General features: G+C 49.3%; 10 protein-coding genes. All 10 read right to left on the bottom strand.

The window, feature by feature from the left end:
- Positions 1–11 precede the first annotated feature (11 nt).
- Positions 12–947, bottom strand: a complete 936-nt coding sequence (locus M467_RS21890; RefSeq protein ID WP_021066307.1) for a carbohydrate ABC transporter permease — start codon at positions 945–947, stop codon at positions 12–14.
- A 71-nt stretch (positions 948–1,018) separates the two neighbouring features.
- On the bottom strand, positions 1,019–2,341 hold the full coding sequence (locus M467_RS21885) for an ABC transporter substrate-binding protein (RefSeq protein WP_021066306.1): 1,323 nt from the start codon (positions 2,339–2,341) through the stop codon (positions 1,019–1,021).
- 160 nt (positions 2,342–2,501) lie between these two features.
- Positions 2,502–4,838: a family 10 glycosylhydrolase gene (locus tag M467_RS21880; RefSeq protein WP_021066305.1), complete on the bottom strand. Its 2,337-nt coding sequence runs from the start codon at positions 4,836–4,838 to the stop codon at positions 2,502–2,504.
- Between the two features lie 243 nt (positions 4,839–5,081).
- The gene (locus tag M467_RS31435; RefSeq protein ID WP_021066304.1) at positions 5,082–6,032 is read right to left on the bottom strand and encodes an acetylxylan esterase; all 951 of its coding nucleotides are present in this window, start codon (positions 6,030–6,032) and stop codon (positions 5,082–5,084) included.
- Entirely contained in the window at positions 6,019–6,903 is an 885-nt protein-coding gene (locus tag M467_RS21870; RefSeq protein ID WP_021066303.1) for an ROK family protein, read from the bottom strand. The genes M467_RS31435 and M467_RS21870 overlap by 14 nt, the downstream gene beginning before the upstream one ends.
- A gap of 104 nt (positions 6,904–7,007) precedes the next feature.
- Positions 7,008–7,952: a mannose-6-phosphate isomerase, class I gene (manA, locus tag M467_RS21865; protein WP_420834471.1), complete on the bottom strand. Its 945-nt coding sequence runs from the start codon at positions 7,950–7,952 to the stop codon at positions 7,008–7,010.
- Positions 7,953–8,014: 62 nt separating this feature from the next.
- Positions 8,015–8,473 (bottom strand): PTS sugar transporter subunit IIA, encoded by a 459-nt coding sequence (locus M467_RS31865; protein ID WP_021066301.1) that lies wholly within the window; start codon positions 8,471–8,473, stop codon positions 8,015–8,017.
- A gap of 12 nt (positions 8,474–8,485) precedes the next feature.
- Positions 8,486–9,904, bottom strand: coding sequence for a PTS fructose transporter subunit IIC (locus M467_RS21855; RefSeq protein WP_021066300.1), 1,419 nt, complete (start codon positions 9,902–9,904; stop codon positions 8,486–8,488).
- Between the two features lie 98 nt (positions 9,905–10,002).
- Positions 10,003–11,793: a BglG family transcription antiterminator gene (locus M467_RS21850; protein WP_021066299.1), complete on the bottom strand. Its 1,791-nt coding sequence runs from the start codon at positions 11,791–11,793 to the stop codon at positions 10,003–10,005.
- A gap of 125 nt (positions 11,794–11,918) precedes the next feature.
- Positions 11,919–12,890, bottom strand: coding sequence for an aldose epimerase family protein (locus M467_RS21845; RefSeq protein WP_235045167.1), 972 nt, complete (start codon positions 12,888–12,890; stop codon positions 11,919–11,921).
- Positions 12,891–12,896: the final 6 nt, after the last annotated feature.

Here is a 12,896-nt window from a genome sequence, read left to right as displayed (position 1 = left end):
ATAATTCCTCCTTAAGCCCGTAAATCGTCTTCGCGTGAGCTCGTCAACTTCATTTGAAGCAAAGACGCACCAATCGCGAGAAGGAGTAGCACGACCCCAGCTGCTGAAGCAATACTGACGTCAAGTGACATGAATTTGTTGAAGATATACATGACGAGCGTTGTCGTCGCACCAGCTGGCCCACCACCGGTCGTAAGCGCAATCTCTTCAAACACTTTCATCCCGGCGATGATGGTCATGACGGATACGAGCGTGACCGAAGGGGTTAACATTGGTACAGTGATGCGCCAGAATTTTTGAATAGCGTTCGCTCCATCGATTTCTGCTGATTCATAAACGTCTTTCGAAATCGATTGCAGTCCTGCCAAGTAGATGATCATGTAGTAGCCGAGTCCTTTCCACACCGTGATGGCCGAGACGGCGACGAGCGCGGTGGAGCTTTCAACAAGTAAATTCGTTGGATTGTCGAACAAGCCAAGTGAAACTAAAATCGATGAAATCGGACCGCTCTGTGAATAGAGCATTTTCCACATCAATGCCGCAACGACCATCGGTGTGACGACTGGCAAGTAATACAAGATCCGGAACGTCGAGACACCTTTAATCGCTTGGTTCACGAGGACTGCTAAAATCATTGGCAAAAAGATGTTCAATGGTAACACGATGATCAAGAAGAGAATCGTGTTCCAAAGCGCGAGCCAAAACGTCGTGTCTGTAAAAATCTCTTTGAAGTTGGCGAGTCCGACAAACTCTCCTGTCCCCGCAATGATTTTATAGTCCAGTAAACTCCAATGGAACGCTTCGACAATCGGGATGACGAGGAACGTCCCAAGCACGATAATCGATGGGAGTAAGAACAGCCAAGGGGTGAGGAGGTTTTTATTCTTCCTTTTGACGGCCTTTGTTTTTGTGACCGACACAGGGATTGCTATGTTCTCTTTATTCATCTGTGGTTTCTCCTTCCAATAAAACAAGCTGAACCAAAAGGGGGGTCTCCTTTTGATTCAGCTCTCAACGTTTAGAATGTGACGCTCTCGCCAGACTTCTCGAAGGCATCATCCCAAGCTTTCGCAAGTGCTTCTACAGCTTCTTTTCCTGACATCTTGCCCTGCATGTTTTGGACAAACATATTCTTCGTCGACTCACGGAGTTCGGCGCTGTTCTCTGTCGGCGGGACAAGAACTTCTGCACGCTCCAATGATTTCGAAGCTTCCATCATCCCGAGCGCTTTTGGAGAGTCTCCTGGATTCGTGAAGTACTCATCTTCGAGTGATGCTTTCGTTGATGGCAACACCGTTCCGGCAGTCTTCGCAAACTCAAGTTGGTTGTCAGCATTCGTGACGAACTCGGCGAATGCGACCGCCGCCTCTTTGTTCTTCGTCTTCGCAGGAACCGCAAAGTTCATGACGGCGACGTTGACTGGTGCGTCTGATGCTTCAAGTGGTTGTCCTGCTTTTGAAACGTTGTAAATGTCTGGTGCTCCACTTTCAACCGGTCCAAGGAATGTCACGCCACCTTCAAGCAGTGATGTGTTACCTGCCATGTACAACTCTTGACCTGTTTTGATTGATCCCTCGGCTGCTTCTTGTGGAATCAAACCTTCTTTATACATTTTTTGCATCGTTTCAAAGTACTCGATGATGTTTTCGTTGTCTGCAAATGTAGCTTTTCCATCCTCGACGAGCGGTTCGCCTGCAATCGAAACCATTTTTTCCATGATGGCGTTCCCGTCATTGATGACCGGATAGAATGCTGGTTTACCCGTCTTCTCCGTCAACATTTTCGACGCTTCATAAATACTCTCGGTTGAAGTCGGGACTTCTTTAATACCGGCTTGTTCGAAATGGTCTCCATTGTACCAAGACACCGTTGTCGTCAAATACCAAGGAAGTGCATACAACTTCTCTTCGAACATACCTGAGTTGTATGGTCCATCAACATAGGCCGTTTTCGCTTCATCCGAGAGCAACCCGTCTAACTCGAGCAAGCCCCCTTGTGCTGCGATGTTCGACATATAGTGCGGGTTCAAGTTGACGACATCCGGAACGTCACTGCCCGTGAGTGAAGTCAATACTTTTTGTTCCATTTCGTTTTGCGGGACGTCTTCGATGACGACATCCACATCTGGGTGCATCTCTTCAAACTCTTTTTCAATGTCCGCAAAGTAAGAGTCGAATGGCTCACCCGCAAGTGAAGCTGTCCACATCGTAACCTTGCCTGACAATTCACCGTCTGACGATGCGCTGCCTTCACTCGCCTCATCATTGCTGCACGCCATCAAACCGACTGACAAAGCCGCGACCGATGCGCTCGCGACGATCCGTTTCGTACGTTTATTCATGTTCCATTTCCTCCCCGAGATAAAATAGAAAGCGTTTTCACAAATTCATCATATCGCTAAAGAAATCTATTTGCAATACTAAAATCAAAATGAAAATAATTTTCTAAAACAAAAACTCGCCCTATAATTAAGGCGAGCTTGGTTCACGTCTTTAACAATATTACTTAGCGCTGAATCCTTGACGATCAATCGCATACTGGTGCCATTGTTGCATATCGCTTACACGTGTGAGCAAACGTTCCTCGAGTGTCGGATCGATGTCATCACGTGAGGCCATTTCTGTAATCGTCTCTTTGATTCGATTGAGATCATCTGTCGTCAATGAGCCATGGCGTGCTTTACGTTCAAGCGGCTGAATTTCTTTCGCAAGGGCACGACCTGCTTGTTTATCGATTCCTTTCTTCGGTATATACAGACTGTTCATCTCTTGTCGCGTATCCTTCAGCAAGGCCTCGATTGCAAGTAGTGGCTCTTCCCCTGGATTAACAGCTGCATCGCGCCATGGACCTTTTCCAAGCGCATCAACGGAAGGTGCGCTCGCTTGGCCGAATGCGAACATGTTGACGCCTGACGTTCCGTACTTCGCCGACAAGACGTCATCGACCGCTGCACCTTCGTTCAAGTGGTGATAGAACGAATAGATGCCAGTATAGTACATCGTTCCTTCAGGCATCAATTTCTTACTTGCCTGAACGGTCTTTTGGATACTGTTGAAGTCATGTCCGTACGCTTGCGGGATGACTGCATCAATATCATCTTTCCAATCACTGATGTACACTTCTTCCGCACCCGGTTCCGGCGTTGCCGTCAACATGAATTTCGCGTCGTTTTTCTTCGATACATCATGTAGTTTTTCGACAAACTCATTCTCACGCTCACGAACCCATGCTTGGAACGTATCCCACTCAGCCGAACCGGCTTTTAGGTCAATCGGATCGATTCCACTGACGTCTTTGTACAATGCTCGCGTCGGCTCACTGAATCCATATGCTTTATCGAACCCATGGTGTGGGAGACGCATGTAGTCAATATTCAATCCTTTAATGTCGTATTTCTCTTCCATCTCTTCGTACAGCTCGAGCATATAGTCCTGAACTGCTGGTTGCATGATATCGAGCCAGTAATAGCGACTTGATGTGTCAGGTGCAGGTTGTCCAGTCGTATTCGTACGTTGCACAGCTGCCCATTCTGGATAGTTCTTAAATTGTGAAGGCACACCGAGACTCGCTTCCCCGACCATAAATCCATCCGTCCATGCATGTACCGTCATGCCACGTTCTTTCGCCTCCGCGATATAGGCTGCGAGAATATCCGTCCCGTGTTCGCCAAAGTCTCCGTTTTTAAAGTTCGGGTGCTGTGTCGGCAAGCCATATTTGTCTTGGACGGCACTCGGATAGATCGGATACCCCCAGAATGTTGTCTCTAAGTAGACCGCGTTGAAGCCGGCCCGCTCCATCCGATCGAGTACCGTTTCGACGCCGGCGAGTGTCGACTCTTTCGGTCGATGCCACACGGCCCGTTGTTCGGCCACACCCGAATCGATGGAATAATAGTACGCATCATAGGCATGTTGGGTCGCTTGTCGTACTGTATCGAGTGCGACGACGGGATCAGTCTCCGCATTCGCCTGCTCGAGTAGTGCTCGAGCTGAACCGAGTGCCTCTTCGGCTAAATCAAACGGGACGTCAACCCATTCAGCTTTCGCTTTGGCGATTGACTGTTCGGCCTTTTCCATCGCCTTTCCACTTTGGAATGCGTAACTGTCTACATCTTGGGTGATGGTGACGACTCCATTCGTGACATCCACTTTCGCTCCGATGATGCTATTTGCTGACAGGAACGATGAGTTCACGCCGTGCCCACTGACAACAAATCCATTTTTCGGGATAGCAGAGTTACCGCCGCCAAGCTTCGTCACGTAGCCGTTTTCTACCGTGATTTCATAGCCATACACGTTCGTTTTCGTTGTTTCTCCAAAAGCTGGCGTATAGACAATCAATTGATCCGGTCCACGGAATCCATCAAATGGCGCACCGTCCGGGTTCGTCTGACGCGTCGGGTCGACTGCGTTCGCCTGTTTGGCTTCTTGTTTCTGCACAGGTTCATCTAAAAAGATGCGTTCTCCCGCTTCGAGTTGTTGTAAGAATGATTTGATTTCTGCTGTCGTGTCTTTACCTGTCGAGAGAACGAGTCCATTTTCTGGGATTGGGCTATTTCCGCTCCGTTTCTCGACAACCGTGTACGTGTTGATTCCGACTTTCTCCAACACGACTTCTGTACTGGCTGGATTTGTCTCCGTATAGTAGCTGAATTGGTCGTTGAAGATAATGAGCTGGTTTTGATTCGCGAGTTTATTGATTCCGCCAATCGCCATCTCATCTCCGGATGCATCGACGACTTTCAATACGTCCTTCGTGGCCGCTTCCGATTGCAGCGGTAGTAAGCTTCCAATCAACGTCAAGCTGAGTGCTGAACTAATCATTGTACGTTTTGACATGTGATTCATCTCCCTTAATAAAAGTAAACGCTTACAAAAACACCATAGCACATGACCATGTAGGCAAAAATAATCATTTTACTTTTATGGAATTTATTGAAAATTATTTTCAATTTGTTTTTATTAAAGCAGTCTATACCTTTCATGAAGAAATCGACTAAGGCTTAATACCTATTTTCAGGACAAATGACCTTCATAAAAAAATGTATGAAAAAAACTCCATCAAAATGATGGAGTCGGGAATTATATATAATTGGAGACAAATTTTAATTTTTCTTCTTCATGCCAACTGGATAGGCCATGGGCATATTCCGGATACACCCGTAACTCTTTTTCTCCGCCTAATTCTCGGTATAAGGCATATGCCGTTGAAGGAGGACACACCTCGTCTAGCAGGCCGACACCGACCATGACCGGGCACGTGATTCGACGGGCAAAATTGATGCCATCGATATAGCGCAACGTATCATAGATGGCTTTCTCCTGTTGGTGAAGAGGATCGTGGACTTTAAAATAATGAGAAATCTCCAGGTATGGCCCTCGGACGGCCAGCTCGACCCCGCGTGGAATATCACAGAGGAATGGGATATCAATCAAGGCAAGTTTTACTTTAGGGTGCAAAGCACTGACACCTAGGCCGATGCCACCACCTTGGCTACCGCCCTCCACAATCGCGGACCTGCTGCCAGACAATTCAAGCGCGACATCAAGCGCACGTAACGAATCTAAGATGACGTTCGTATAGTAATAGCCTTCTTTATTAAAAATCCCTTTCGTCATCCAACCTGAAGCGCCACCCATCGGATACGAAATCATCTGGTCAGCAACCATGCCTTGATCACGCGTTTCGACCAACAGCACGCCCATCCCCTGGACGACATATTTCATCGCGATATGGGGTTCATGTGTATTCCAGTCATATCCGTGATACATGACGACGACAGGAAGCGACTCATCCAAATCGCTCGGTGAAATATACGTCGCATGATGAAGAATCCCTTCTAACGACTGATACTTGATTTGTTCAACCATCACATTCCGAATATAGGAATCGAGCCGTATACGTTCAATCGAGAGTGGAACGTCTCGCAATGCCTCTAGCTTAGATTCCCAAAACGAATCAAAGTCGTCCGGCAATGTCACGTGCGATTGGTAGGCCTCGAGCTCACGGACCGATCCATCAACGCCGGGCATGGTGTATGTCCTCTTTATAGATGGCGAGGGCTAACGCACCTTTTAATCCCGCAAAATCACCTAATGTTGGTGGCACGATGTACGTCTCGACATTGTCCACATACTGATTTTGAATATAGCCATTCAACTTCTCTTTGAATGCCTCCCGAACTTTCGGGAACACATGTTGTTGCTTCATGACCCCACCACCGAGGATGATTCGTTGCGGAGCAATGATGAGGGCAAAGTTCATCAACGCCTGAGCGAGATAATCCGCTTCGATATCCCACGTTTCATCTGTCTCATCCAAAAGATGACCTTTGACACCGCTCCGTGCCTCGATTGCAGGTCCTGATGCGAGCCCTTCAAGACAGTCTCCATGATATGGACAGACACCATTCGAATCGTCGCTCGGATGACGTCTGACTAAAATATGGCCCATCTCTGGGTGACCCATCCCATGGACGAGTTCCCCATCGATCACGGCCCCCGCACCGATTCCGGTTCCCACGGTCATGTAGACGCAACTAGATACATCTTTGGCCCCACCGAATTTCATTTCTCCAAACGCTGCTCCGTTCACATCGGTATCAAGGATTACCGGGACACCAAAATGTGATTTTAACGTTTCGTATAATGGATAGTTTGCCCATCTCACTTTCGGTGTCGTCGTAATATGACCATACGTATCACTATCTGGATCCAAATCGACCGGACCGAACGTGCCGACACCGAGTGCCTCGATTGATTCGCCTGCAAAAAATTCAAAGATGCGCGCCATCGTCTCTTCTGGCGTCGTCGTTGGAATCGAGGTATGTCGAATGATCTCCCCAGTCTCCATCCCAATCCCACATACCATTTTCGTACCGCCTGCCTCGATTGCTCCAAACATGTATGTATCCCCTTTCATCTCATTTCAGTTCCACTTTATGCCTTTTTGAATTGTTTGACCATGATTTCTTACAAAAAAGACATCGTCGCCGATGCCTTTGCCTATTAAACTGTCACTCGGTCGCTCACAATCCATTCCATTGCCCCAACTACTTGTAGCGGTTCTTCTGAGACGGTCACGACAACGTGATTCCCTTTTTGAAGCGGGATTCCGTCAAGTGTCCCGGCGCCTTCAAGCACGCTAATGAGTCGGAAACGGTCAAGCGACTGGACTTGGAATCCATCGCGGACGTTCATCCGGTACACATTGAACTCTTCTGTCTCGACGAGCGTCTGGACCGTTCCACCTGATACGTCCTTCGACGTCGGCGTAACGAGCGCCGGACGGTCTGGGACGGTCGTCACTTCAATCGCTTGATTGAGATGGAGTTCGCGCGTGTTGCCTGCGTTGTCTGTTCGGTCAAAATCATACACTCGATACGTCGTGTCAGACGATTGCTGTGTCTCGAGGATGACGATCCCTTTTCCGATCGCATGAATCGTTCCGCTCGGTACGAATACGAAATCTCCCGCTTTCACGGGTTGACGACGCAACAACTCGTCCCACTCCCCGTGCTCAATCTTGTCTGCCAGCTGTTGCTTCGTTTCGGCCGAGTGACCGAGGATTAATTCTGCCCCTTCCTCAGCCTCGACGACATACCAGCACTCCGTCTTCCCGTAACGCTCGTCTTCGAGTCGCATTGCCTCTTCATCGTTCGGATGGACTTGGACCGATAAATCATCAGCGGCGTCGAGCACTTTAATCAAGAGCGGGAATTCGTCAAGTGTGTACGTCCCGAACAATTCTCGTCGTTCCTTCCATAAATCAGCGAGTGTCTGTCCGGTAAACGGTCCGCCTTCAATTACACTCATCCCGTTCGGATGGGCCGAGATGCCCCAACATTCCCCGATATTCCCGTCCGGAATGTCATACCCGAACGAGGTTTCGAGTTTACGCCCACCCCACAGGCGCTCCTGAAAGACTGGTTTACATTTTAAAATAGCCATCATTCATCCCCCTATGATTAATTCTATTTATACCAACAGGACGCTCGCTATGAGCGTCCTATATGTTATGCATATACGGTCTCTAGTTGAGCGACGACTTCCTCGACCGTCGTCGCTGCTTTCAGTTGGTTACGGAACTCATCGTCAATGAGGCGTCGGCTCAAGAGAGCGAGAATTCGAAGATGCTCATCTCCTTCTGCCGCTTCCGGTACACCGATCATAAAAATCAATTTCGCCGGTTCCCCGTCAAGACTATCCCATTCGATGCCAGCCGGCGCTTTCGCAAACGCAATGACTGGACGATTGACCGCATTCGTCTTTCCGTGCGGGATGGCAACTTCAAATCCAATCCCGGTTGAACTAAGTGCTTCCCGTGCTTCAAGCGCTGTCACATATGCGGCACGATCGTTCAAATATCCCACCTCGTCTAATTTTCGCGTCAATACGTCGAACGCTTCTTCACGTGACGTCGCCGCCAAGTCCAATTCAATCAATGCCTCTTCCATGTAGTTCATGAGTTTCATCTGTATCTCTCCTTACCCGACTTGTTTGAGTGATTCCGACTGTTTGACTTTTCGTTGTGCCCGTTCTTTTAAGAAAATCGTCGTGAACGCTGTGATGAGCGATCCGATGATGACGGAGACGAAGAACATGATGACATTGTCGACAGCACCGAGTACCGCGACGACCGGTCCGCCATGAGGGACGTTATTCGTCACTCCGACTGTGATAGCGATTGCCGCCCCCACCATCGCACCAATCATGTTCGCTGGAATGACACGAAGCGGATCCCCGGCTGCGAATGGGATGGCCCCTTCTGTGATTCCGACTAGCCCCATCATGAAGGCTGCTTTACCAGCTTCTTGTTCTTCTTTGACGAACAGTTTTTTGCGAATGAACGTGGCAATCCCCATACCGAGTGGTGGGATACAAATCGCCACCGCGATGGCACCCATGATCCCCGTCTGTCCCTCGGCAATCATTGAAGCCCCGAACAAGAAAGCAACTTTATTAACCGGACCCCCCATATCAAAGGCGATCATCGCTCCAAGCAAGAGACCGAGAACGATTTTACTCGACCCTTCCATACCTTGAAGCATGGTTGTGAGCCCTTCCATCAATCCGGCAATCGGTGCCCCGACGACGAAGATGAACAGCGCTGCAATCGCAACCATACTGATAATCGGAATGACGAGAATCGGCATAATCGGTTGAATCATCTGTGGCACTTTCCACGTCTTGATCCAACGAACGAGATACCCGGCTGCAAAACCTGCCAAAATCCCACCTAAGAATCCAGCTCCTGCTTCAGATCCATAAAAGCTACCGTTCGCAGCGATATAACCACCGACGACACCTGGCGCGAGGGCTGGGCGATCCGCAATCGCGTAGGCGATATAACCGGCTAGGATTGGAACCATGAACATGAAGGCCGCTCCACCGACATCTAATACTTTTTGCCAAATCGAACCTTCCGGAATCGCAAGACCGTTCGCAGTCGGTTCACCACCGATTGCTAACGCAAGGGCAATCAACAGACCGCCGACAACAACGAATGGAATCATGTGACTGACACCGTTCATGAGGGCCCGATAGACGATGTTTCCGTCCTTCCCTTTTTTCGACTCTGATGTTTTAGCTGATGCTTTTTGCACCGGTGCTGTTTTGACTCGTTCAATCAATTCGGCCGGCTGTTTGATGGCGTCGGCAACCGGAACGACGACGATCCGTTTTCCTGCAAAACGCTCGAGGTCGACCGTCTTATCGGCGGCGATGATGACACCATCCGCCTCCTTGATTTCTTGTTCAGTCAATCCATTTTCAATGCCGATTGACCCATGTGTCTCGACTTTGACGTCATGCCCAAGTTCCGCACCCGTCTTTGACAGCTTTTCAGCCGCCATGTACGTATGCGCAATTCCGACCGGACAAGCCGTAATCGCAACAATTTTCATATCCGTATTCCCCTTTCATGTAAGTGTTTGATTTGTACTGGCTACATCTACACTTTACTTGAATCTGAAAGGGGTTTCAGATGACGTTTTGCCGTTGCCTACGGCAACAACAATTTACGGAACGCCGTATCGTCTTTCGTCCCGATGAGTTTTCGGACGAGGGTCGGATTTTCTGTAAGCGCCGCAATCTCTTCAAACAAGTGACTCGAGAACGTCGCGTCCGAGTCTCGGAATTGTAGGAGAAACACGAGTTGAATCTTTTCTTGTCCCCACTCAATCGGCTCATTTGAAACGAGGACATCGATTCGGTTCGTCGTCGCATGCTCAGGATTGCCATGTGGAATGGCAACGCTTTGTCCAATCGAAGTCGGCCCGGTTCGTTCCCTCGCATAAACGGTTTCTGCATAGGTCGGATCGATATTGACTTGCTCCATCAATAAACTGAGCGCATGACCACGTGAAAGCACACTATCAACAAACACAATATGCTCGATGAGTGAGGCGATTGTGGCATGCGAGACGCCACCGAGTCCGAACGTTTGTCTTAAATGGGCCACGTCTTGCTCAGTCAGAACGGCCGAGACGACGTGTACCGGAACAAGGTCTTGCTTCAAGTTAACGGTCGACAAAATCAGATCAGGAGCGTGAATGGCAACTTGATTGTCGACATCGCGTGACGATGAAAATCCAACAATTTCAACAGTATCGTGGAAATGATTCTTGAGTCGTGCCGCAATCAGCTTGCTCGTCCCCATACCGTACGTACAGACGAGTAAGATTCGTTTCTTCTCGACGCGGCGTCGTTCTTCAAGCATCGTTTGGAAATGGAGGGTCAAAAAGCCGACTTCTGCCTCGGTCACATATAAGTCTAGCTCTTCCTCTAAAATCGAAGCATGACGTAACACTGCTGCATACGTTGCTGTAAACCGACGTTTGATTTGATCCAAAAGCGGATTGTCGACATGCGCTTTAATCAGTTGCCGATATACCATCGGTCGGACATGAGCGAGTAGTGATTGGAATAACTCACGTTGCAAGACTCCTCCATAAATCGTACCGATTACAGCGAGGGCGAATCGATTCGTTGTCCGTGCGAGTTCTGTCGTCACCCGATCTTCTGACGGGATGAACTCTTGGGCGCCGGCGAGGGCAAGCATCATGTAAGCACGTTCGACAGCCGGGATGGATAATCCAAGTCCTCGTTCGATGTATTCCACAAGTTCACATAACAACGAATAACCATTCGTTGCTTCTGCCATCTCATAACCAATCGGTGACAAGTCAACGTAACTGCGTCGTCGCACACGTTTTAGTGTGACGAGCAACCGGGCCTGAAGCAATTCCGCTGCCGAATCGGCGTATTGCTTCCCGACGCGATGTTCCCATTGGAGCAGGAAGGCCTCAATGAGTTGGACATCTTGACTGTGGGCCCAATTGAATCGAGCATGGACAAGTTGTTGTGTCAACAGCTCCCGCTTCACCAGCTCTTCGCCTTCTACGCGAAACGTTCGTCGATTGAATGTCAGGCCGTGCCCAGTGAGAAGTCGTTCTACTTCATCCATGTCCTGCTTGACGGTCGCCTCACTCACATAAAACGTTCGTTCCGCAGTTTGGAATGAGTCCAATTCATCAAATAATAGTTGAACGAGTTCATGTTTGATGCGAGAGTCACGATCTTCTGTTTCTGGTATATCGACATGTCGATTCTCGATTAACCGGACACCTTTCCCACGGCTCGTCTCAATCATGACCCCTGGTAGCTGTTCGAGGAGCCGTAACTCGGTCCGTACCGTCCGTTCCGAACATTTGAGTGACCAGGCGATATCTTTCGTCGACATCCAATCCTTATGCTTTAGCAAATCTAAAAGTTTACGTTGTCGTTCCGTCATGGTCCATTCCACCTTTGGCATTTTTCCACCAAAAGCATAGCATAATTTTTCATAGGCTTTTGTGTTTCTTGAATAAATAGGGAAGACCCCACTGTGCATGATTACACAGTGAGGTCCATATTTCTTCACTCCACCCCAAACCGATAAACCGTCCGCGAGTGATACAACTCTCCTGGCTTCAGTTCAATCGATGTGGCGATGTCTGGATGATTTGGTGCGTCCGGCAGTGCTTGAGCTTCGAGACAGATGGCGCTATGCTTCTGTCGACCCTCGAGCGTCACCGGTGTCTCTTCACTGAGGAAGTTGGCCGTATAGACGACCATGACCGGTTGATTCGTCTCGACGTCCATGACGCGTCCGCTCACCGGGTCATGCAATCGCGTCGTCCCATCTTTCAAGATGAACGGATGATCGAGGCCTCCGGCTTTCACAATTGCCTCGTCCTCAGACGTAATCGCCTCACTGACTGGCTTCCCGTTCCTGAAATCGAACGGTGTCGCCTCCACCTCAAGCAATTCGCCCGTCGGCAACGACTCCTCGTCGAGCTTCGCGACATGATCAGCTGGTAAGGTTAACACGTGATCGTGAATCGTCGGCCGTCCACCGAGATTGAAATAGTTGTGATGGTTCAAGTTGACCCACGTCCGTTCGTCCGTCTGGGCCGTCATCGTGACGACGAGCTCGTTCTCGTCCGTCAACTCATAGACGACCTTGAACGTGACATTGCCGGGGTACCCTTCTTCCCCGTCCGGACTTAGATAAGTAAACGTAATCGCCTGCCCCTCGACGTCCATGTCCCAATGTCGGGATGTGATGCCGTCGTCTCCGCCGTGGATATGATGCGGGGCCTCGCTTGGGGTCAAGGCCACACCATCAATCTCCGCATTGCGGATCCGTCCGGCGATCCGTCCGACGACGGAACCGAGATAGACCGGGTTCTCGAGATATTGCTCGGGACTGTCATATTTCAAAATCACGGAGTCCATATTGCCGTCACGGTCCGGCGCCGTCAACTCGGTCATGGCACATCCGTACGAAATGGCAGACAAGCGCATGCCGTTCTTGTTTTCAATCGTTGCTTCTCTCAACTGGCTCACCTACTT

The sequence above is a fragment of the Exiguobacterium chiriqhucha RW-2 genome (assembly GCF_000416965.1).
GTDB lineage: Bacteria > Bacillota > Bacilli > Exiguobacteriales > Exiguobacteriaceae > Exiguobacterium > Exiguobacterium chiriqhucha.
The sequence above is the reverse complement of the archived record's forward strand: the minus strand, read 5'-3'. Positions and strand labels throughout refer to the sequence as shown.